The organism is Vreelandella sp. 2A-K22 (assembly GCF_054065485.1).
The window spans coordinates 1-21,871 of sequence record NZ_JBSUGC010000006.1; the positions used below are offsets into that span (position 1 = coordinate 1).

A 21,871-nucleotide genomic window follows, 5' to 3' on the forward strand; every position below is an offset into this window, starting at 1 on the left:
GTGCGGCGACTGGCGCGGAATTTGACGTTGGGCATGGCACTGTCTGGGTGAATGGCGATATTCGCTATATTGCCATGCAGTTCAGTAGGTTAGAAGCATTCCTGGGGGCCGGTCTCACGGATTCAGGATTTATTTAACAAATATTTACTTAATAATTATTTACTTAAAAACAAGGATTCAAAGATGCTCCACACCCAACGTAGTTACGGCGGCAGCTGCGTCGCCCCTCATCACCTAGCTGCCAGCGCCGGGCGCGATGTACTTAAACAGGGTGGTAACGCGGTGGAAGCCATGGTCGCTGCCGCCGCGGCCATTGCGGTGGTCTACCCGCATATGAACGCCCTGGGTGGCGATGGCTTCTGGTTAATTCATGAACCGGGTAAAGCGCCCATTGCCATTGACGCCTGTGGTCCGGCGGCGGGGCTCGCCGATGCAGATTTCTACGCCGGTGAAACGCAGATTCCCGAGCGCGGCCCTAAAGCTGCTCTGACCATGGCGGGTACCATCGGCGGTTGGCAAGAAGCGCTGATCGTGGCGTCAGCATGGGGCAAGCAGTTGCCTCTCACCACGCTACTGGCCGACGCCATTCATCATGCCGAGACGGGTATTGCGGTCTCCCAGAGCCAGGAAGCGCTTACCGCTAAACACCTTGAGCGTTTAACCCAAAGCCCAGGCTTTAGTGACGCCCTACTGCTTAACGCCCAGGTACCCCAGGAAGGCGAACGGCTGCGCCAGCCGCGCTTGGCCACGACACTTAAGCGCTTGGCGGAAGCGGGATTGGATGATTTCTACCGCGGCGAGTTGGCCGCCAGCATGGCGCGAGATTTAGAGGCGGTAGGCAGCCCATTACGACTGGCAGACTTTCACGCCTACCGCGCCCAGCGAGTCACACCGCTGGAAGTAACTCTTCAGGATGCCACGCTCTATAACCTGCCTGCGCCGACCCAAGGCATGGCCTCGTTAATGATTTTAGGTATCTACGAGCGCCTAAAAGCCGCCGAGCCCAACGGTTTTGGCCACCTGCATGGCCTGATTGAAGCCACCAAACGCGCCTTTATCCTGCGCGACCAAAACATCACTGACCCCGGCCGTGTGCCAACACCGCTGCAAGATTTGCTCAGCGAAGAGAACATTGGCTTAGAAGCGGCTCAGATCGACCCGCAGCACGCCCTACCCTGGCCCCACGAACCAGCGCCAGGCGATACCATTTGGATGGGCACCGTGGATAGCGAAGGACGTTCGGTGAGCTTTATTCAGAGCATCTACTGGGAGTTTGGTAGTGGCGTGGTGCTGCCAGAAAGCGGCGTGCTATGGCAAAACCGCGGCATCAGCTTCTCGCTTAACCCCGACGACCTGCGCGGCTTAGCCCCTGGACGTAAACCTTTCCACACTCTTAACCCGGCGCTTGCCAAGTTTAACGATGGCCGCACCATGGTTTACGGCACTATGGGCGGTGAAGGCCAGCCGCAAACCCAGGCAGCGGTATTTTCGCGCTACGCGCTGCATGGCATGCCGCTGCAGCAGGCGATTACGGCCCCCCGCTGGCTGCTGGGGCGCACCTGGGGCGAAACCAGCACTAACTTGAAACTCGAAGCGCGTTTTGACGACACCCTAGTCACCGCCCTGGCAACGGCAGGCCACGATGTGGAAGTGCTGCCCGAGGCATTCAGTGACACCATGGGCCATGCAGGCGGTATTGTGCACCATCCGGATGGGTTGATGGAGAGCGCCCACGACCCGCGCAGTAACGGCGGCGCGGCTAGCGTATAGCGCTTACACTGGCACAGCGATGTATAATCGCCCATGCTGAAACTCATGATGATCAAGTGGTGTCACTAGGCTAGTGAGTCCAAACAACACTTGGCCTCAGCGATGTAAGCGCAATGCATAAGGGAGAGGAACAGAGCATGGCGAAAATAGAAAAATCCCCTGACGAGTGGCAACAGCAGCTAACCCCAGAGCAGTACCGCGTAGCACGTGAGAAAGGCACAGAACGCCCATTCACTGGCGATTATCAGGTGCGTGATGCGCAGGGTATTTACCACTGCGTCTGCTGTCATGCGCCGCTGTTTGAGAATGAGCACAAATTCGATGCTGGCTGCGGTTGGCCAAGCTTTGATCGGCCACTGGGTAGCCGCTGCGTTGAGGAGCATACGGATACCACTCACGGCATGCAGCGCACGGAGGTAGTTTGTTCCCACTGCGATGCTCATCTGGGCCATGTGTTCCCCGACGGCCCACCGGAGACTACTGGGTTGCGCTACTGCATTAACTCAGTGTCGTTGGAATTTCACCCCGACGAGTAATCGCTGATAAATCCTCTCAAGGAAACCCAGCAAGGCGGGCGCCATCTGCTAGAATGGCAGCCCGCTTTTTTGTGCCGCTATTTTGTACTTGCAGGAGAAACCCATGCTCGGCTGGTTCCCCGGACATATGAACAAGGCCCGCCGCCAGATTAAGGAGGTGCTGCCTGAAATTGACGTAGTCATCGAGGTACTCGATGCGCGTCTGCCCTACTCCAGCGCCAACCCAATGCTGGCCGAGCTAACCCGCCATAAGCCGGTGCTGAAAATTCTCTCCCGGGCAGATCTCGCTGACCCGGAGCGAACGGCCGAATGGGTGGCTTATTTCGATGCCCAAGAGAATATGCGTGCCTTGGCAGTCACGACGACCAACACCCGCGAGCTAAAGAAAATTCCCAAGCTGTGCCATGAGCTGGCCGGTGCCGTTCGTGCTGACCGGGATGTGCGCGTGATGGTGATGGGTATTCCCAACGTGGGAAAATCCACGCTGATTAACGGCCTGGCCGGGCGAAAAATCGCTAAAACCGGCAACGAGCCAGCAGTCACCAAGCGCCAGCAAAAGGTGCGTATCGATGGGCGTGTGGCACTCACCGACACCCCGGGAGTGCTGTGGCCGAAGATTGAGGACCAGGCCAGCGCCTATCGGCTTGCCGCCACCGGCGCCATTCGCGATACCGCTATCGAGTACGCCGATGTAGCCATTGTTACCAGCGCAGAGCTGGCCAAACGCTACCCCGAAGCGCTCACCGAGCGTTATAAGCTCAAAGAGCTGCCCCCTTACGCCGCGCCGGATATCCCCCATGACATTGATGCGGACGGCCCGAAAAAGCCCAACTTTCTCGCTATTGCTGGCTTCGACGGTAACGCTATCTTAAAAGATATCGCTGCCCGCCGAGGCGGCCTGCGTCCCGGCGGCGCCGTTGATCTGCACCGCGGCGCGGAAGTGCTGCTTCACGAACTGCGTGATGGCAAGCTGGGCAGGCTAACGCTTGAAACCCCGGCAGACATTCCTCCGCCGCCCGTGCAAAACGACGAAGACAATCAAGCACTTTCCGACGCATAATGGCCTAATAGCTCTATAGCCGACGATGGCTTGTGGACGCTGTTTTTAGTCACTCATGCTTTTTGGACACTTTTGGGCCTCTAGCTACTTTTGGACAGACACCTCATGGATACCCCGCAGTCGCACGAATCACAACCGTTAAAGAAATCTCATAAGCTGCACAATGTCTGCTACGACATTCGCGGCCCGGTACTCGACCACGCCAAGCGCTTGGAAGAGGAAGGTCAACGAATTCTCAAGCTAAACATTGGCAACCCTGCGCCCTTTGGTTTTGAGGCGCCGGAAGAGATTCTCCAGGATGTGATGCGCAACCTGCCCACGGCCCAGGGCTACTGCGACTCCAAAGGCCTCTACTCTGCCCGTAAAGCGATTATGCAGGAGTGCCAGCGCAAACAGATTCCCGGCGTAGGTATCGAAGATATCTTCATCGGCAACGGCGTCTCTGAGCTGATCGTGATGACCATGCAGGCGCTGCTCAACGACGGCGATGAAGTACTCATTCCCGCGCCGGACTACCCGCTCTGGACCGCCGCCGCCCACCTTTCCGGTGGTCACGCGGTGCACTACCTATGCGACGAGCAGGCGGACTGGACGCCTGACACAGCGGATATTCGCGCCAAGATCACCAGCCACACACGTGCCATTGTGCTGATCAACCCCAACAACCCCACCGGCGCGGTGTATCCACCCGCCGTGGTGAAAGAGGTATTGGCGATCGCCAAACAGCACAACCTGGTGGTGTTCTCAGACGAAATCTACGACAAGATCCTTTATGACGGCGTCGAACATACTGCCACGGGCGCACTAGCGGACGATGACCAACTGGTCATCACCATGAACGGTCTCTCCAAAAGCTATCGCTGTGCAGGTTTTCGCTCGGGCTGGATGACTATCTCCGGCACCTTGGCCAAGCTAAACGCTCAGGACTATATCCAGGGGCTGAATATGCTGGCCTCTATGCGACTGTGTGCCAACGTACCCGCCCAGCACGCGATTCAAACCGCGCTGGGGGGCTACCAGTCGATCAATGATTTAATCCTGCCCGGCGGGCGGCTGTTGGCCCAGCGAGACATCACGGTGGAGAAACTGAACGCAATCCCCGGCGTCTCCTGCGTAAAACCTAAAGGCGCGCTGTACGCCTTTCCACGGCTCGACCCCAAGGTCTTCAATATCAAAGACGACCAGCAGATGGTGCTGGATCTGCTGCTACAGGAAAAAATCTTACTGGTACAAGGCACGGCCTTTAACTGGCCAGAGCCGGATCATGTGCGCATCGTCACGCTGCCCTGGGCCGACCAATTAGGCGATGCACTCGACCGTTTTGCCAACTTCTTGTCACGCTATCGGCAGTAGCTTTTGTAGCCATGACTTGAAACTGCCATGAACAGCACGTATCTAAGCCATTAATCTAGTAATGCTTCGATGAACTTGAGGGGAGAACCTGCACCATGATGCGAATTCTGCTGTTTTTAGGCACCAATATAGCGGTCTTGCTGGTCGCCAGCATTACCCTGCGCCTGCTAGGCGTAGAGGGTTACCTGCGCGGCCAGGGCATCAACTTCACCAGCCTGCTGATTTTCTGCTTTATTTTCGGTATGGCGGGCTCCATTATCTCGCTGTTTATCTCCAAATGGATGGCTAAACGCAGCACCGGCACGGTGATTATCGAAACGCCCTCCAACTCTACCGAACAGTGGCTGTTGGACACAGTGGCTGAGCTCTCCCGCGAGGCGGGTATCAAAACCCCGGAAGTGGGTATTTTCCCGGCTCAGCAGTCAAACGCCTTTGCCACGGGTTGGAACAAAGACGATGCGCTGGTAGCCGTCTCGGCAGGCTTAATGAATCGCATGCGTCCAGAAGAGGTGCGTGCAGTACTGGCTCACGAAATTGGTCACGTCGCTAACGGCGATATGGTAACGCTGGCGCTGATTCAGGGCGTGGTGAACACCTTTGTGATGTTCTTTGCCCGGGTCGTGGCGCATCTAGTCGATAACTTCCTGCGCAGCCGCAGCGATGGCGAAGGCGGCCTGGGCTTTATGGGCTACTTTGCGGTGGTCATGGTCGCTGAAATTGTGTTTGGTATTCTGGCCTCGGCTATCGTCGCCTGGTTCTCGCGCTACCGCGAATACCGCGCCGACGAAGCCGGTGCGCGCTTAGCTGGCACCAACGCGATGGTCAGCGCCCTGGCACGCTTGAAAACCGAAACCGAACTGCCCGACCAAATGCCGGATACGCTGCGTGCCATGGCGATCACCAAAGGCCAAACACGCTCGCTGGTGGAAAAGCTATTTGCCAGCCACCCGCCGCTGGATGAGCGCATCCGTGCGTTAAAAGAAGCCGCTTATCGTCGGTAAGTTTTCTCTGCTGTTTATACATTTAAGGCCCGCATCTGCGGGCCTTACTGTTTTTCACTACTTTTTTTTCACTACTTAGCTAGCGTTACTACAAACCCTGCCCCACGCAGTAAGCCCTCTAGCGCTACCGCTTCCCCTGATAGCTGCACGTTGAGCGTAGCGAATTCACGCCGCAGCGGGTAGTTGGCGCGGCAGTCATCAAAGCCTTTACGCATTCCATAATTCAGGGTTTGGCGCTGGAGAGCATCGTGGTCACGACGCACGTCATATACCGCTCTCATACAGAGCCGCAGGGCGTCTTCCGGGGGAAGTGCGTGCTGCAGATGCAGGGACGCCAGCGCAGGCGGCGGGCAAATATCAGCAAACGTGAGATCGCTTGGCTGGCCGCAGTAGCGGGCTAGCGCCTGCTCAATCATCCAGGTACCGCGCAGCTTGCCATCTAGGCTATGCCCGGCAATATGCGGCGTTGCCAGAGAGACCAAATCACGCAAGCCAGCGTCAATATCGGGCTCTTCCTCCCACACATCCAGTATGGCACTGATATCGCCCTTGCCCGCAAGACGACTCCGCAGCGCTAAACCATCCACACAGTCCCCACGCCCCGCATTCAGCACTACGCTACCTGGCGCCAGCTCATCGATACGCTGGGCGTTGAGTAGCTGATAAGTCGCGTGCGGGCCTTCACGGGTTAGTGGTGTATGCAGGCAGAGCACGTCACAGCGCTCGATCAGGGCGTCCAAGGAGTGAAAGCCTTGCTCAGGCTCCTCTTCTGCCCTCTCTACAGCTGCCTTGGGCGGGTCACAGGCCAGCGTTGCCACGCCCATGGCGGTTAGCCGCGCTTGCAGCCGGCTGCCGACATTGCCCGCCCCCACAATACCCACGGTACGCTCGCTAAGTACCCAGCCATCGCGTTCCGCCAGCGTTAGCAGGCTGCTCAGCACATAATCAACCACCGCTTCGGCATTGCAGCCTGGCGCACTGGCGAAGGCAATATCGCGCTGGGCAAGCGCTGCCTGATCGATATGATCGGTTCCGATGGTGCAAGTACCAACAAAGCGCACAGGGCTATCGGCAAGCAGCTTATCGTTGACCTGGGTAATGGAGCGGACGATAAGCGCATCGGCGTCCTGCAAGTGGGCGGCGTTTATCTCCCGCCCTGGCACGCGGATGAGCTTACCGAAATGGCCGAAACAGCGTTCGGCAGCGGGGATATTGGCGTCGACGACAAGTTTCATAGGCGTTTTGGTATCCGGGCTTTACAATACGCCCGCGACGGCTTGATGGGCAGGCGTGTTTAAAGGGTATTTAAGGAGAGTGTTGTGATCGTACGCTGGGAAACCAACCATGACTATGTGTTGGTTCATATTCACCAGGATATGTTTGGTGACTGGATTTTCAGCCGCGCCTGGGGCCAAATCGGCACTCAGTTTGGCGGTCTGAAACATCAGCTAGCCGATACGCTGGATCAAGCCCATATGTGGCTGGAGGACGAGACCACTATCCAGTCCTCACGAGGCTTTCGCAAGGTGCTGGAAGTGGCCGACCATACCCCCGAAGGCCAAGAAGCCATGCGTCAACTATCGCTACTGGACGTGATGTAAACCACTCGAACCCAGCCATGCACTTGTTAACCACGCACTTGTTAACCTAAGAAACGCCGCCCATGACGCTTATGGGCGCCTTTAGGCGGCGTAGTGTCTGGCGGTACTGTGAACCCCGCCAGCGCGTCTTCATCCAGCCAGCCGCGCTCGCGCAACCATGCACTTAATCGCTCCAGCTCAAAGCCACGATCCAGCTCATTGCCGTCACCATCCACCAGCACCGGTATCCGCACGCCGTAGCGCTCAACCAGGGCGTCGTCGTCGCTAATCTCGATGTGGTGCAGCCACACCTTTTGATTCGCTAGTGCCGCCACCAAAGCCTCTAACTGGCTGCATAGGTGGCAGCCCATCGTTGTGTAAAGCGATAGCTGAATCATGCAAAAGCTCTCTTATGACGCCTTATGACGAAGTAAAAACACGTGGTGCAGGTTGGTGCGCCGCTGGAAGTCGGGATCGAAACTGCGCCCGGTGATATCCTCTACCACGTAGCGCTCGCTAAGCGCTTCATCGAGTTTAAAGCGGCGCTGGTTATTAGAAAACACCAAGGTTCCACCGGGTGCCAAGCGCGCCATAGCGAGCTCCACAAGCCGCGGATGATCACGCTGCACGTCGAGGGTATCGCGCATTTTCTTCGAGTTAGAGAACGTCGGCGGATCCATAAAGATCAGGTCAAACTCAGCATTGGCGGTTTCCAGCCAGCGGAAACAGTCGTCGCGCACCACGCGGTGCAGTCGTGTATCGAGCTTATTCAGCGCAAAGTTGTCCTTGGCCCACTCCAGGTAGGTGTTGGACATATCCACGCTCACGCTGTCGCTGGCGCCGCCTAAGGCGGCCTGCACCGTTGCCGTGGCGGTGTAGCAGAACAGGTTTAAAAAGCGCTTGCCGCTGGCCATTTCGCCCAGCATTCGTCGTACTGGGCGGTGATCAAGGAACAACCCGGTATCCAGGTAGTCACGCAGATTGACCCAGACCCGTGCTTTGCCCTCTTGCACCTCAAAACGCTCGCCACTAGCGGCACGCTTCTGATACTGGGCGCTGCCGGTTTGGCGCTCGCGGCGCTTGATATAGATTTTGCTGGCGTCAACGTTAAGCGCCTCGGGCATGACTTCCAAGGCATCGTACAAGCGCTTCTGCGCTTGAGCCGGATTGATCGAACTGGGCGCCGCGTACTCTTGCACGTGCACGCGGTCACCGTAGCGATCTACCGCTAGTGCATACTCGGGCATATCGGCATCATACACACGATAGCTGGTCTCACCGCTCTGCTTCAGCCATTTCTTCAAGCGCTTCTGATTTTTGATCAGCCGATTGGCAAACATCTGGGCATTGTCTTGGTTTTTGTGAACAGTTTGCTCTTCGCTAGCCTCTTCACTAGGCGTCGCTACTGCACTGTTCTCGTTCTGAACGGGCTTTGTATCGCTCGCAGCAGGCGGGTGCTCGGCGCCACCAATCTCCATAAGCAGCAGCTTGGCCTCCAGGGCACCGTTTTTGAGTGCGTACTGTTTGTGCGCACGCATACCCAGCCGGTGGCCTAAATCCGGGTTGCCAGTAAACACCGCCAGGGTCCAGCCGGGAAACAGCGCTTTGGCTTTATCACCTAGCTGGGCATAGAGACGCACCAGTTCGGGCAGCTCGCCCAGCCGCTCGCCGTAAGGGGGATTGGTGATCAGCAGGCCGCTCTCAGCAGTCAGTGTTTCGGGACGCGTCAACTGGGCAAGGCTCTGCCCATGCAGGGTAATCAAGGCTGGGATGCCTGCCCGCATAGCATTGGACTTCGCCGCCGTAAGCGCCGCGGGACTCTGGTCGAAACCTAATAGCTGGGCTTTGCAGCGCTTGCGACCAATCGACGCGCGCGCTTCGGCTTCACGCTTCTGTTCCTGCCACGCTTCGTCATCGTGCCCTGCCCAGCCGTGAAAGCCGAACCGCTCGCGGTTCAGGTTAGGTGCTTGATCAGCGGCCATCATGGCGGCTTCGATCAGTAACGTGCCTGCACCACAAAGCGGATCAATCAGCGGTTCACCGGCTTTGAGGCGCTCAGGCCAGCCTGCGCGCACCAGCAGCGCGGCGGCCAGATTCTCTTTTAGCGGCGCATGGCCCACATCCCGGCGATAACCGCGACGGTGCAGGCTTTCACCAGAGAGATCCAACCCAATAGTCAGGTTCATCCGGTGGAGGTGGGCGTATATGCGCAAATGTGGGGTTTTAGTATCAACGTTGGGACGTTCCTGCCCTGCCAGTTGAAGGGCATCAACTACGCCGTCCTTAACGGTCTGGGCACCAAAACGGGTGTGGCGAATATGTTCGCTGCGGCCGTGGAAATCGACCGCCAAGGTGTTACCCGGCGCTAGGTGCTGCGTCCAGGCAATACGGGCAACCACATCGCGCACTTGCTCAGCGGTATCGATCATCGATTCGCGTACCAGGGTCAAAATGACCCGGTTAGCTAACCGAGACCACAGGCAGACACGATAAGCGATCGCTTGGCTGGCAGTGAAATAGACGCCCGCCACAGTGGTTTTACCCGGCGTGGCGCCCAATGCCACTAGTTCATCGTGAAGCAAGCCTTCAATGCCTTTGGGGCAAGTGGCTAGCAGACTCAAGGGGGCGTTTTGATTCAACTCGGTCATGATAATAACGGCGCGTAAAGGCGCAATATTCCTGTATATAGCAAATGAGTTTACGTTTTATGACAATTTGGTAGTCGACAGATGACCCCATCATGGTCTAACAATAAGAGAGTAGCTACTGAAAAACGCATGCGTTTCTTGTCAGGGTCGGTTCAAGACCAGACCCATGGCGTATAAGTGTTCTTTGTAAGAGATTGCCGCTCGGCTCGTTCCGCCCGTGAGTGCCAAACAACAGGGCTGAAGCGGCGTCTCGCTCTTGAAGCAAGCTCTCGGAATAGTGGTTGTTGTTGATAACATAAGTCGATAACACCCTATTTCTTATCAAAGGCTTTCGTGAAAAGAGGTTAGCCAATGAAACGGCAAAAACGTGATCGCTTCCAGCGGGCTTATGTCCACGGCTACAAAGCGGGTGTATCGGGTCGTTCTCGTGACGACTGTCCCAGTCAAGATATCAATTTACGCGAATACTGGATGAGCGGTTGGCGTGAAGGTCGCGGCGACCAGTGGGATGGGATGACCGGCATCTCGGGCATCCACAAAAATCCCTTAGTCATGGCCTAACGTTTTATTTTTCAAGGTTTTAAAAGAAAGATTTTAAGCGAGAGGTTTTCAATGAGCCCACTTTTTCAAGTGGGCTTTTTAGTGCGCTTTTATGCCCACACTGCTCCGCCAATCATCTGCTCACTCAACCTTTAGCTTTCAGTGCCCTCGCGCATTCACCGACCAGTTTAGGACCTTGATAGATCAACCCCGAGTAGAGTTGCACTAAATCAGCTCCCGCCGCGATTTTGGCCTGAGCAGCAGCAGCACTATCGATCCCACCGACACCTATGATAGGTAACGATGGTAGATGCTCACGCAGTTGGCGAATGACGCGATTGGATACCTCGAAGACCGGTTTCCCAGAGAGTCCTCCAGCCTCCTCCGCTTGTGAGTCACCCTCTACCCCCGCGCGGGAAACCGTCGTATTGGTGGCAATCACGCCATCAAGTGCATTGCGCTGAATACTTTCTGCCATCAAGGCTACTTCTTCAGCGTTCATATCCGGGGCTATCTTAATCAGCAATGGTACGTTGCGGCCCGTTTGGTCATTGAGCTCTAAGGCTCGTGCTCGAATCGGCCCCAACAGCGCATCCAGCTGTTCGCCGAACTGTAGGCTGCGCAGCCCAGGGGTATTCGGTGAAGAGACGTTAACGGCAATGTAATCCGCATAAGAGTGCACCGCGTCTAAGCATACCAAGTAGTCATCCAGCGCGTGTTCTACTGACGTCGTCAGGTTTTTACCAATATTAATGCCCACAATGCCGCCGTAGTGGCGCTGTTTGACCTGCTGGATCAGGTGCTCGACCCCCTTATTGTTAAAGCCAAAGCGGTTGATGATCGCCTCATGCTGCGCTAAGCGAAATAGCCGAGGCTTAGGATTGCCTGGCTGCGGCTTAGGCGTCACCGTGCCAACTTCGACAAACCCAAACCCCAACGCGCCAAGGGCATCCAGGTGGTCGGCGTTCTTGTCCAACCCAGCGGCAAGACCCACCCGATTGGCAAATCGCAGCCCCATCAGCTCGATAGGATCGTTCACCTGCTGACCAAACAGGCGTGCTACCCCACCCACCCGATGCAGTGCATCCAGAGCGCTCAAGGCCATCCCGTGAGAGGTCTCTGGGTCAACGCGGAAAAACAGTGAGCGAGCGAGGTTGTACATAGCGGATCTCTTGAAGCGGGGGCTGAAAACGGGCATCAGTATAACGCAATAAAGCGCGCCCTGGTGGAGAACCAGGGCGCGCTTTAATTAAGTGGATTAGGGTACGTCTACGCTTCGCTATCGCTCTCGGCAAGATCTACCAGCTCTCGTACCGCCACGGCGAAGAGCGCAAAGCCTCCTTCACTGCCACCGCGCACCTCTTCAATAAGGCGGCACCAGCGGCGATGCAGATCGGCGTGCTGATCCAACCACTGCGCAACCCGCTCTTGGGTATCGCGGCTGCCGGCGTCGAGCTTCAACACGCTGGTGGTCAGTGCCAACTGCTGGCGCTCAATGTCGTCGCGGAAAGTCTCACGAGCCTGAGCCTGCCAGGAGTCGCGCACTTCCAGCTGGGTTACCTGCTGAATCATCCACGGTAGCTCCAGGCGGCTGCCAATTTCGTACAGCACTTCCGCCACCCGCTGGGGTTTTTCATTGGTCAGGCGCGCCGCCTGGATAATACCCAGCCCCGCATAAAGGCTTGATGACGCCGCCACGCTGGATGCCAGTGCATCTGGCACACCCGCCTCCAACAACTCGTCACGACGCGAGTTCCAGGCGCCAAGCTCTTCACCACTGAGTAGCTCACCAATACCTTCCTGCAACTGCGCCAAGCGAGGAGCGAAGTACTCAATGGTATCTTGTGTCGAAAGCCCTAAGTGCTGACGCACAAACCAGCGCGTGGCACGGCGGATCAAGCGCATCAGGTCAAGCATCATCGAGTACTGAATGCGGTTGGGCACCTGATTATCGAGGGCTTCAATTTGCGCCCATAGACTGGGCAAGTTAAAGCTATCACGGGCCACGATGTAGGCTCGCGCAATATCGGCACGTCCCGCTCCAGTGGAGTCCATCAGGCGGCGTACAAAGACGACCCCCATATGATCGACCAAGTCGTTGGCGACCTGTGTCGCAACGATTTCACGCTTCAGACGGTGCTCGTACATTTCGTCTTTAAAGCGCTCGACCAGCACTGATGGGAACAGCCGCTCCAGGTGGCGGTGAATATATTGATCGTCCGGTACGTCAGAGGTGATCAAGTCGCCTTTCAGGGTGCTCTTGGCGTAGGAGATCAGTACCGACAGCTCCGGCAGGCGCATCCCTTGATCGTTGCTGGCCCGCTCTTTGAGCACATCATCGGTAGGCAGGAATTCCAGCTCGCGGTCAATCTGTCCGGCAGCCTCCAGCTCGCTGATAAAACGGCGGTAAGGGCCCATTGACTGGTCGGAAAGAGTAGCCGATAGATCCAGCGCCTGACTTTGGCGGTAATTATCCAGGATCACCAGATCCGCCACCTCATTGGTCATTTCCGCCAACAACTGATTGCGCTGTTTCTCGGTCATGTCGCCGCGCTTGACCACTTCATCGATCAAAATCTTGATATTGACCTCGTGGTCGGAGCAGTTCACCCCACCGGCGTTGTCAATAAAGTCAGTGTAAACGCGCACGCCTTTGGCGGCGGCTTCCATTCGTCCGCGCTGGGTCAAGCCGAGATTACCGCCCTCGCCGACCACACGGCAATTCAGGTCATTGCCGTTGATGCGCAGGGTGTCGTTGGCTTTATCGCCCACATCCGCATCGGTTTCGTCGGAACCCTTCACGTAGGTACCGATACCGCCGTTCCAGATCAAGTCCACCTTGGATTTGAGCATGGCGCGGATCAGTTCATTAGGCGACAGGCGCTCTTCCTTGATACCAAATACCTGCTGCATCTCCGGCGTGATGCTAATCGACTTGGCGCTACGGCTAAAGATGCCGCCCCCAGCGGAGATCAGCTCCTGGCTGTAGTCTTCCCAGCTGGAGCGTGGCAGAGCGAACAATCGCTTGCGCTCGGCAAAGGACGCCTCGGCGTCCGGGTTGGGGTCTACAAAGATATGCAGGTGGTTGAAGGCACCCACCAGTTGGATCTTGTCGGAAAGCAGCATGCCGTTGCCGAAGACATCTCCGGCCATATCGCCGATTCCCACCACGCTAAACAGGTCGCGCTGGGTGTCGAGATCCAGATTTTTGAAGTGGCGCTTAACTGATTCCCAGGCACCGCGAGCGGTGATGCCCATTTTCTTGTGGTCGTAGCCGTTAGCACCGCCAGAGGCAAAGGCATCACCCAGCCAGTGGCCATACTCAATGGAAATTTCGTTGGCGATATCTGAGAAGGTAGCGGTGCCTTTGTCGGCAGCTACCACGAGATAAGCGTCGTTCTCATCGTGGCGGACAACATTTTCCGGCGGCACAACATCGCCGCCCACCAGGTTATCAGTGACATCCAGCAGCGCACGGATAAAGATTTGGTAACAGGCAATGCCCTCTTTCTGGGCGACATCGCGACTGGCATTTTCCGGCATGCGTTTACAGACAAAACCGCCTTTAGCACCAACCGGTACGATAACGGCGTTCTTAACCTGCTGCGCTTTCACCAGCCCCAACACTTCGGTACGGTAATCTTCAAAGCGATCCGACCAGCGCAGGCCACCGCGGGCCACTTTGCCGCCACGCAGGTGAACACCTTCCACCCGCGGCGAGCAGACAAAAATTTCAAACATTGGTCGCGGCTTGGGCATGCCGGTAACCTTGGAAGGCTCCAACTTATAGGCGATGTAATCTTTAAAGCGCCCACCCTCAGCCAGTTGGTAGTAGTTGGTGCGTAGGGTGGCGAGGATCAGCTCCATAAAGCGGCGCAGTAGCTGGTCATCGTTAAGGCTGGCAACTCCTTCCAAGCGCTCATTTAAGCTCGCGATGCACTCGTCGGTGGCGTGGCTCTGCTGCTCAGGATCAAAACGCAGGCGGAATAATTCAACTAACTCACGGGTAATGGCAGGATAGTTGGCCAGCGTAGCAGCGATGTAATCCTGGGACATGCCGAAGCGGATCTGTTTGAGGTAGCGGGCGTAGCCGCGCAGCATGGCCACTTCGCGCCAATCCAGCCCAGCGCCGATAATCAGGCGGTTAAACGCATCGTTATCGGCCTCGCCGGTCCAGATGCGCTTGAAGGCTTCCGTGAATACATCACGCATATCGCCCAGGCTGACATCCGCACCGCTGTGCTCAAGCTCAAAATCGTGAATCCAGTAGCGCTGTTCAGGGGCGTTAATATCGTAGGGGCGTTCACCAATTACGCGCAGGCCAAGGTTTTCCATCATCGGCAGCACGTCAGAGAGCGGAATCTGCGATTCACGGTGGAACAGTTTCAGGTTAACGCCACCACCCTGTTCTTCTAGTGGCCGATAGAGCGACAGCGAGAGGTCGTTCTCGCTATCCAGTGTCAGCAGGTGCTGAACATCAAACACCGCGGTGCGCGCAGAGAAGTCTTCACGGTAGCTGGCCGAGAACGCCTCGCGGAACCGATCCATCAGGTTGTTGGCGCGCTCTTCACCGAAGCCTTCGATCATGGCGTTCTGCAGCTCGTCACGCCAGCTGCGCGCCAGCCGTGACACTTTGCTTTCCAAACGCTTGAGGTCATAGTCGCTGGGCGCGTCGCCATTAAAGCGTAAAATCAATTGAATACGCGCCAGCACCGACTCAGATAAATAGGTATTGAAGTCGCCAAAGTGGGCGTCTAACTCGTCGCACAACACGTTTTGAATCCGCTGACGCAGATCCGTGGAGAACACGTCCCGGGGGACAAACACCAGGCAAGAGTAGAACTTGCCGCTGATATCGGCGCGGATAAACAGCCGCACCTGGCGGCGCTCGCGAATATTGAGGATGCCCAGCGCAGTGCTGGCCAGTGACTCGGTATCGATCTGAAAAAGATCATCCCGGGGGTAAACTTCCAGCACCTGGAGCAATTGCTTGCCGTTGTGACCCTGGGGATTGAATCCGGCAATATCCATCACCGCTTTTAGCTTACGGCGCAGCAGCGGGATATTGCGTGGCGATTCGTTATACACCGTAGAGGTAAACAAACCAAAGAAGCGCCGCTCACCAATTACATTGCCGTCGTCGTCGTAGCGATCAACGGTAATGTAGTCAGGGTAGGTAGGACGGTGCACCCGAGAGTGATGGGCGCTTTTGGCAAACGATAGTAGCTGCGGCACCAGCACATAATCATTGTGCTCATCCACCCCCTCTTCGGTGCGAATACGCTCGCAGTAGCGCGGCTGATCCAGGCGGAAGACGCCCAGCACGCTATCTGCGTCGCGCTTTAACTCGCTGCCTTCCAGCAGGTACTCGTCGTAGCCCAGGAAAGTAAAGTTATCTTTGAGCATCCACTCTAAAAAGGCAATCGCCTCTTCGTGGTCGTCAGGATCGATCTGCGGCGGGCAGTTTTTCTCGAGTTCTTGAATCGAGGCGGTGATTTGCGAACACATGGCGTCGAAATCGCCCACAGCGGTACGTACATCGCGAAGCACGTCATTTAGGTTGCTTTCGATTTTCTCAAGCAACGCTACGTCGGTGTGCCGGTCTACTTCGATGACAATTAGCGACTCGCGCGCTTCTGGCGCGTTTTCTGCCCTGGGCGAGGCCAGCGCCTGCAACTGATGGCGCTCATCACGGGCGACCGCCAGCACGGCGTTTTGAATGGCGTGCACCGTCAAACCGCGGCGGTTGAGCTCGATACGCACCGAGTCGACCAAAAACGGCATATCTTCATGGAGAACGGCGACAAAAGTATGCGTCGACTGCCAGCCGTGCTCTTCAAAATCAGGGTTAAATACTCTTACCTTGGGACTTTGTGGGTCGTGATGCTGCAAAAACTGCCAGACCGACAGCGTTGCGCCATACAGATCGTCCAGGCGACGATCCACTAGGTCTTCCACCGGCACGGTGGCATAAAAGTGCCGAGCAAAAGCGTCCACAGTGGCGGCGCGAGCGGGGTCTAACCGCGCGTGTAGCCGCTCCTGGAGCTGCTTCAAAAGATCTTGCCGACTCTCTTCAATCGCAACGTAGTGCATCCATCACCTCGACTGCCTAGGCCATTAAACGGCCAAAAAACGAAGGACAATAGGCCTTTAGGCCAACATAACGACTAGCTTACGCTACCTATCGTCGCGTCCCTAATCACTTGACGTGTTGTTCATGGCACATACCGTTTACGCATTAGGTCGTATGCTTACTCGACTGTCCGCCGCTTCAACAGAACTCCACACTCACAGTGGTCGGTAAACGGAAACTGGTCAAATAGCGCAAAGCGCTCTATCTCATGGGTGTTGGTCAGTATGGTCAAGTTTTCAGCTAACGTGGCTGGGTTGCATGAAATATAGACGATCTGAGCGTACTCGCTGAGTTGCTCACAGCTCTGCTCGTCTAAACCAGCACGGGGCGGGTCGACCAGCACGGTGGAAAAATCGTACTCTTCCAACGCCATTTCCGCCACGCGACGCCCGGCTTTTTCGCCCTTCAGCGCCAGCGAAAACTCCTCCGCTGACATACGACCAATCTGCGCGTTCGTTACCCTATTGGCTTCCAGGTTTACGTTGGCGCTAGCCACTGACGTGCGGGAAATTTCTGTGGCCAGCACGCGGCGGAAGTTATCCGCCAGGGCAATGGTAAAATTGCCATTACCGCAATAGAGTTCGACCAGATCTTTCTTCGCATTACTCTCCTGCTGGCCAGCGGTGACTTCTCGCGCCCAGCTAAGCATTTTCTGGCAGATATGCGCATTGGGTTGGGTAAAGCTGTTTTCGACCTGCTGGTAGTGCAGCGTGCGGCCATCCACCTCTAGCCGCTCCCATACGTGGTCTCGGGTAAGTACGATACGCTGCTTGCGGGAGCGGCCAATAATCATAATACCCAGCTCAGCCTCCAGAGCGCGGGCTTCGCGCTCCCACTCATCGCCTAACGGGCGGTGGTAAATCAGCGTTATCAGCGCCTCACCTGACAGCGTGGTTAGAAACTCTACCTGGAACAGCCGCCGACGCAGCTCATCACAGCGAAGGCAAGCTTCGCGTAGCTGCGGCATTAGCTGATTGATTCGCTCACTGGCGACTGCGTACTGATCTAAACGAATCACCCGCTTGTTCTTCGGATTCTCAGGGTCTACCTCGAACATGGCGTAGAAGAGGTCGTCCTCTTCATGCCATATGCGAAACTCGCAGCGCTGACGGTAATAGCCTGGCGGCGATTCAAACACTTCTAATGCCGGTGGTTGAAAAGCGGCAAAGGTACTTTCCAGATAGTCGCGTTTGGCGGCTAGCTGCTCAGCGTAGCGTTCAGGTTCTACAACGGGGATAGCCAAGGCTGCTCCTTTGAATAATTCGATCAGCAATAGTAGTAAATAGTGCTCAGTCGCCCACATTAAGCAATTGGGACGCCTTAAACCCATAGCGGGCTAGGCCAGCGGTCAGATTGGCAGCAGGGGCAGTGGTAAAGCAGCGGCCATCCTGCTGATCACTGTTTAGCTCAGAAACGACTTGCGAAACCCGTCGGGCTATCGCATCGCCGGAGTCGACCCAATGTAGCGGCACGGGGGCCAGCTGCATCAGCCAGGGCTTTAGCAGCGGGAAATGAGTGCAGCCCAGTACCACTGTATCTAGCTCTGGGGTATCCAGCGCTTGATGAGCAGACGATAAACAATGCGCAGACGATGGAGATGCAACGGCGTGCCATAACGGCGCCAGCGCCGCCTGCATGCGATCAATATTGGGGGTGACACCAGCCAGGTATGCTTCCGCCTCGACCACCAAGGCATCGGCGGCGACGCGAGTAATCACACAGTCGCTGGCAAAACTATCAATCAAGCGCTGGGTGTAGGGCCGCCCTACCGTGGCCTTGGTGGCTAACAGCCCAATATGGCGTGTCTGGCTAATCGCTGCGGCAGGTTTGATAGCAGGTACGGTGCCCACGACAGGGATCGCCAACTGCTCGCGCAAGTTTTCCAGCGCCAGAGTGCTCGCGGTATTGCAGGCGACAACCAAAACACTCGGCTGGCACGCTTCCACAGCGGAACGACATACCGCCACAATGCGGTCGGTCAGGGCTGCATCTTCGCGCAGCCCATAGGGCAACCAAGCATTGTCGCAGGCATAGCACAGGGCAGCATCAGGGTAGTGTTGGCGCAGCGACTGCGCCACCGACAGGCCGCCGACACCGGAATCAAAAATTAACACGGGGCCTTTCCTGACTCTGCCTATCATGGCTCTGCCTAAAAAAAACGGAGCCGCTATTTTAGCATGCTCCGTCATTTTATTGATGCCCCGTAGCGGCCACTTGTCCGCTAGCGCTATACCACAGGCACGTCAGCACCACGCAGTTCAGCATAGAGCTCGGGATAAGCGTCCTGTAGGCGCTCTAGCTCTTTCTCTGCGCCTTCGGGGAGCGCCTGACGCAGCTCGTCCATATCTTCCTCGCTAAAGTGCTCGTCAATCAGCGGGAACAGCCCCTCGCGTTCGTGACGCAAATAGGCACGATGCGCTTCCAAATAATCTTTCAGGTCGTCGGCAAAACGATCCATCGGAATGATGTTATCCATTAACACCATGTCAATGTCGTTGGAGAGGCGCTGTAAGCGCGGCTTTAACTCACGATAGTCATTCGCCATCTGTTCGGTCAGGGCAACGTGCTCTGGGGCCTGGGTTTGCAATCGCTCCACGCAGACGCGTTCCAGAGGGGCTGCAAAACCATCCATATAGGACAAAATATAGTCGACGACCTCGCGCATAAGCTGGAAGTTGGGCCGCTCACCTTGGGCAAGGGTTTTCTGCTTAAGCTGCAGCACATGGAGTAATCTCGCCATGTTGGCATGATCTAGACGCAGTTGGTTTAACATCGAACTGTCTCCTTTATTGTGTCATGCCTACCGTCGAGCCTTCGTGATTGACGGCATGCGATAATAAGCGCGAGGTAACAAACATGTTGTGTCGCTAAAACATATCGTAACCTGAGCGTGTCGTAACTAACGGGGGTTATCAACAACAGTTATCATAAACAATGCCCCTCTCAAGCTATCCTCGCAAGTGTATCTTTCTGATAGGTTACGTCTAAGGTAGTTCTCTAAGACGCAGTTTACCACCTATACTTGTTGGCAATTTGTTGCTCAACGTACTGATTTATAACGGAAGCTTACATGGATCTTTTTGATAGCGCTCAGGCGACACCGGCTGACGATGCTCCGTTAGCCTTTCGTATGCGGCCACGCCAACTGGACGATTACGTGGGCCAGCAAGCGCTGGTGGGGCCAGATAAACCCCTACGTCGCATGGCGGAGTCAGGCATTGTGCGCTCAATGATTTTATGGGGGCCGCCAGGGGTTGGCAAAACCACGCTGGCAGAGCTGTTGGCCCGAGCCTCCCAGGCCCATCTGGAGCACCTCAGCGCGGTGATGGCCGGAGTAAAAGAGATTCGCGCTGTGGTGGAGCGGGCCCAACAGATGTCCTCCACGGTTATCCTCTTTTTAGATGAGATTCATCGCCTCAACAAGAGCCAGCAGGACGCATTATTGCCCCACGTGGAGTCGGGCCTGTTAACGTTGATTGGTGCCACCACCGAAAACCCCTCCTTCGAAGTCAACTCGGCGTTGCTATCCCGTGCGCGGGTATATGTGCTGAAATCGCTTACCCATGAGGAACTGATCACGGTGATGCGCCAGGCACTCAGCGACGTAGAGCGAGGGCTGGGCAAGCGTGACATTCAGGTTGATGACGAAGTATTAACTGCTCTGGCCCACGCTAGCGCTGGCGACGCACGACGGGCGCTGGGATTACTGGAAACCGCTTGCGATTTCGCTACTCAGGAAGCAAACGGCGAAGTACTGCATAAAGAGGTACTCGCCGATGTGATCGGCCATCAGGCCAGCGCCTTCGATAAGCAGGGGGACGCTTATTATGATCTACTTTCGGCCATTCATAAGTCGATACGCTCTTCACGCCCTAACGCGGCATTGCTGTATATGGCCCGCTTTATGCAGGGCGGCGGTGACCCGTTGGACGTAGTGCGCAGACTGACCGCGATTGCCTCAGAAGACGTCGGCAATGCTGACCCTCGCGCGCTACCGCTGGTGATTGCCGCCTGGGATGCTTATTTACGCCTGGGCGATTACGAAGGCCAGCGGGCAATTGCCCACGCGGCAATTCATTTAGCAGTGGCGCCCAAGAGTAACCGCATTGACCGCGCCTGGAGTGAAGCCAAGCAGTACGTACGCCAGCAGCCCCAGGTTGAGGTACCGACGTACCTGCGCAACGCGCCCACTAAGCTGATGGAGCAGTTGGGTCATGGCGAAGGCTATCGCTATGCGCATAACGAACCAGACGGCTACCCGGCGGGAAGCGCCCACGACTGCTGGCCTGAAGAGCTGCCTAAAGCCACCTTCTTCAAGCCAAGTGCCTTTGGTCAGGAGAAGCGCTTTGGGGAAATCATGGCATGGCGGGAAAATCTTGACCAGGAAGCAGATCAGGCGCCCTAAGGCGCCTGATGGTTAAACCAGTGGCAGGTTATTGATTAACCGCCACCCTCCAGCAACTCTTTACCAACTCCTCACCATTCACTCCTCACTCCCAACCCTTAAAGCTCTTCACGAATAACATCGGTGCCTTCGGGAATTTCGAAATCAAACATGTCCTCAGCAATCTCGCCATTGAGGGTAATATTGCTAAAGGTGATGGCGGTGCGCTGGCCGGTACTGTCCATCATCCACAGCTCGGTTAGCGTATCGGCATCGAACACCATGCTTAGCTCTTCGAACAGCGTATCGGCCGAGATAGGCACTAGGGTAAAGACATCTTCTCCCCCGTCCTGCTCGTAGAACACCTCATAGCTTTCGGTTAAATCGTCCACGCTTCCCGACAGCAGTAACGCAGGGGTATGGGTTACTCGATCGTCCATCTCTTGAACGGTGACTTGTTCAAGGTCGGGATCGTACATATACACATCATCGCCGTCAGAGACCACGGTTTGAGAGTAAGGCGCTTCCACTTCCCAACGCAGCATACCGGGGCGAGACAGCCACATCTCACCACGCGCGCTTTGGAGGCGTTCCCCGCTGCCATCAAGAATTTGCTGCTCAAAATCCGCTTGATAACGCTCAAGCGGATCCAGCCGTTCAGTCAAACGCTCGGCAGCATCGTCTGCCCAAGCGGGAGCACCAAAGGTTAAACCCAAGGCACTTGCCGCAAATGCCAGTGGCGAAGCGCCCATTGCTGAAGTGCGTTTTGTTTGCGTATCGCGCATATAATCTCCCTAGGCAACCGTTGCCCGGTAACTGTTGCTCAAAACTGTTGCTTAAAAATCAAGCAGTGAGGTCGGCTTAAC

General features: G+C 56.2%; 17 protein-coding genes. 8 read left to right on the plus strand and 9 right to left on the minus strand.

The features are described from left to right. Positions 1-183: 183 nt before the first annotated feature. From ACW17M_RS09405 to htpX, 5 genes are all read left to right on the plus strand, one after another. Complete coding sequence (locus ACW17M_RS09405) at positions 184-1,770, plus strand: gamma-glutamyltransferase family protein (RefSeq protein ID WP_457547302.1); 1,587 nt, start codon at positions 184-186, stop codon at positions 1,768-1,770. Between the two features lie 137 nt (positions 1,771-1,907). Then, on the plus strand, positions 1,908-2,306 hold the full coding sequence (gene msrB, locus ACW17M_RS09410) for a peptide-methionine (R)-S-oxide reductase MsrB (RefSeq protein ID WP_022520408.1): 399 nt from the start codon (positions 1,908-1,910) through the stop codon (positions 2,304-2,306). A gap of 103 nt (positions 2,307-2,409) precedes the next feature. After that, positions 2,410-3,366, plus strand: a complete 957-nt coding sequence (gene ylqF / locus ACW17M_RS09415; protein ID WP_457547303.1) for a ribosome biogenesis GTPase YlqF — start codon at positions 2,410-2,412, stop codon at positions 3,364-3,366. A gap of 105 nt (positions 3,367-3,471) precedes the next feature. Next, on the plus strand, positions 3,472-4,719 hold the full coding sequence (locus ACW17M_RS09420; protein WP_022520410.1) for a pyridoxal phosphate-dependent aminotransferase: 1,248 nt from the start codon (positions 3,472-3,474) through the stop codon (positions 4,717-4,719). Between the two features lie 95 nt (positions 4,720-4,814). After that, entirely contained in the window at positions 4,815-5,720 is a 906-nt protein-coding gene (htpX, locus tag ACW17M_RS09425; RefSeq protein WP_457547304.1) for a protease HtpX, read from the plus strand. Positions 5,721-5,791: 71 nt separating this feature from the next. On the opposite strand, the gene pdxB is transcribed toward htpX, so the two are convergent. Beyond that, entirely contained in the window at positions 5,792-6,955 is a 1,164-nt protein-coding gene (gene pdxB / locus ACW17M_RS09430) for a 4-phosphoerythronate dehydrogenase PdxB (RefSeq protein WP_457547305.1), read from the minus strand. Between the two features lie 84 nt (positions 6,956-7,039). Here pdxB and ACW17M_RS09435 point away from each other — a divergent pair, with 84 nt between their 5' ends. Further along, positions 7,040-7,321, plus strand: a complete 282-nt coding sequence (locus ACW17M_RS09435) for a hypothetical protein (RefSeq protein ID WP_022520413.1) — start codon at positions 7,040-7,042, stop codon at positions 7,319-7,321. Between the two features lie 41 nt (positions 7,322-7,362). Here the strand turns inward: ACW17M_RS09435 and ACW17M_RS09440 are convergent, their stop codons facing one another. Both ACW17M_RS09440 and rlmKL read right to left on the minus strand, forming a co-directional pair. Then, on the minus strand, positions 7,363-7,698 hold the full coding sequence (locus ACW17M_RS09440; RefSeq protein WP_457547306.1) for a glutaredoxin family protein: 336 nt from the start codon (positions 7,696-7,698) through the stop codon (positions 7,363-7,365). Positions 7,699-7,710: 12 nt separating this feature from the next. Next, a complete protein-coding gene (gene rlmKL / locus ACW17M_RS09445) occupies positions 7,711-9,948 on the minus strand; it encodes a bifunctional 23S rRNA (guanine(2069)-N(7))-methyltransferase RlmK/23S rRNA (guanine(2445)-N(2))-methyltransferase RlmL (RefSeq protein WP_457547307.1) in 2,238 nt (745 codons plus the stop codon). 351 nt (positions 9,949-10,299) lie between these two features. Here rlmKL and rmf point away from each other — a divergent pair, with 351 nt between their 5' ends. Next, entirely contained in the window at positions 10,300-10,509 is a 210-nt protein-coding gene (rmf, locus tag ACW17M_RS09450; protein WP_007111057.1) for a ribosome modulation factor, read from the plus strand. Positions 10,510-10,633: 124 nt separating this feature from the next. Here rmf and ACW17M_RS09455 read toward each other — a convergent pair whose 3' ends face one another. The 5 genes from ACW17M_RS09455 to ACW17M_RS09475 all read right to left on the minus strand — a co-directional run bounded on the left by ACW17M_RS09455 (position 10,634) and on the right by ACW17M_RS09475 (position 19,394). Further along, entirely contained in the window at positions 10,634-11,650 is a 1,017-nt protein-coding gene (locus ACW17M_RS09455; RefSeq protein ID WP_457547308.1) for a quinone-dependent dihydroorotate dehydrogenase, read from the minus strand. 107 nt (positions 11,651-11,757) lie between these two features. Beyond that, the gene (locus ACW17M_RS09460; RefSeq protein ID WP_457547309.1) at positions 11,758-16,581 is read right to left on the minus strand and encodes an NAD-glutamate dehydrogenase; all 4,824 of its coding nucleotides are present in this window, start codon (positions 16,579-16,581) and stop codon (positions 11,758-11,760) included. Between the two features lie 158 nt (positions 16,582-16,739). Then, positions 16,740-17,864: a tRNA (uridine(54)-C5)-methyltransferase TrmA gene (gene trmA / locus ACW17M_RS09465; protein ID WP_342583840.1), complete on the minus strand. Its 1,125-nt coding sequence runs from the start codon at positions 17,862-17,864 to the stop codon at positions 16,740-16,742. A 46-nt stretch (positions 17,865-17,910) separates the two neighbouring features. Further along, positions 17,911-18,762: a glutamate racemase gene (locus tag ACW17M_RS09470; protein ID WP_041157881.1), complete on the minus strand. Its 852-nt coding sequence runs from the start codon at positions 18,760-18,762 to the stop codon at positions 17,911-17,913. 86 nt (positions 18,763-18,848) lie between these two features. Next, positions 18,849-19,394, minus strand: coding sequence for a hemerythrin domain-containing protein (locus tag ACW17M_RS09475; RefSeq protein WP_009288045.1), 546 nt, complete (start codon positions 19,392-19,394; stop codon positions 18,849-18,851). A 297-nt stretch (positions 19,395-19,691) separates the two neighbouring features. Here ACW17M_RS09475 and ACW17M_RS09480 point away from each other — a divergent pair, with 297 nt between their 5' ends. After that, entirely contained in the window at positions 19,692-21,026 is a 1,335-nt protein-coding gene (locus tag ACW17M_RS09480; protein WP_027959677.1) for a replication-associated recombination protein A, read from the plus strand. A 98-nt stretch (positions 21,027-21,124) separates the two neighbouring features. On the opposite strand, the gene lolA is transcribed toward ACW17M_RS09480, so the two are convergent. Beyond that, complete coding sequence (gene lolA, locus ACW17M_RS09485; RefSeq protein WP_009288044.1) at positions 21,125-21,790, minus strand: outer membrane lipoprotein chaperone LolA; 666 nt, start codon at positions 21,788-21,790, stop codon at positions 21,125-21,127. Positions 21,791-21,871: the final 81 nt, after the last annotated feature.

What these genes read in the sequence shown, in the direction of transcription:
- ACW17M_RS09405 (WP_457547302.1), top strand. Translation starts at nt 184, where the DNA reads ATGCTCCACACCCAACGTAGTTACGGCGGCAGCTGCGTCGCCCCTCAT.
- msrB (WP_022520408.1), top strand. Translation starts at nt 1,908, where the DNA reads ATGGCGAAAATAGAAAAATCCCCTGACGAGTGGCAACAGCAGCTAACC.
- ylqF (WP_457547303.1), top strand. Translation starts at nt 2,410, where the DNA reads ATGCTCGGCTGGTTCCCCGGACATATGAACAAGGCCCGCCGCCAGATT.
- ACW17M_RS09420 (WP_022520410.1), top strand. Translation starts at nt 3,472, where the DNA reads ATGGATACCCCGCAGTCGCACGAATCACAACCGTTAAAGAAATCTCAT.
- htpX (WP_457547304.1), top strand. Translation starts at nt 4,815, where the DNA reads ATGATGCGAATTCTGCTGTTTTTAGGCACCAATATAGCGGTCTTGCTG.
- pdxB (WP_457547305.1), bottom strand. Translation starts at nt 6,955, where the DNA reads ATGAAACTTGTCGTCGACGCCAATATCCCCGCTGCCGAACGCTGTTTC.
- ACW17M_RS09440 (WP_457547306.1), bottom strand. Translation starts at nt 7,698, where the DNA reads ATGATTCAGCTATCGCTTTACACAACGATGGGCTGCCACCTATGCAGC.
- rlmKL (WP_457547307.1), bottom strand. Translation starts at nt 9,948, where the DNA reads ATGACCGAGTTGAATCAAAACGCCCCCTTGAGTCTGCTAGCCACTTGC.
- rmf (WP_007111057.1), top strand. Translation starts at nt 10,300, where the DNA reads ATGAAACGGCAAAAACGTGATCGCTTCCAGCGGGCTTATGTCCACGGC.
- ACW17M_RS09455 (WP_457547308.1), bottom strand. Translation starts at nt 11,650, where the DNA reads ATGTACAACCTCGCTCGCTCACTGTTTTTCCGCGTTGACCCAGAGACC.
- ACW17M_RS09460 (WP_457547309.1), bottom strand. Translation starts at nt 16,581, where the DNA reads ATGCACTACGTTGCGATTGAAGAGAGTCGGCAAGATCTTTTGAAGCAG.
- ACW17M_RS09470 (WP_041157881.1), bottom strand. Translation starts at nt 18,762, where the DNA reads ATGATAGGCAGAGTCAGGAAAGGCCCCGTGTTAATTTTTGATTCCGGT.
- ACW17M_RS09475 (WP_009288045.1), bottom strand. Translation starts at nt 19,394, where the DNA reads ATGTTAAACCAACTGCGTCTAGATCATGCCAACATGGCGAGATTACTC.
- ACW17M_RS09480 (WP_027959677.1), top strand. Translation starts at nt 19,692, where the DNA reads ATGGATCTTTTTGATAGCGCTCAGGCGACACCGGCTGACGATGCTCCG.
- lolA (WP_009288044.1), bottom strand. Translation starts at nt 21,790, where the DNA reads ATGCGCGATACGCAAACAAAACGCACTTCAGCAATGGGCGCTTCGCCA.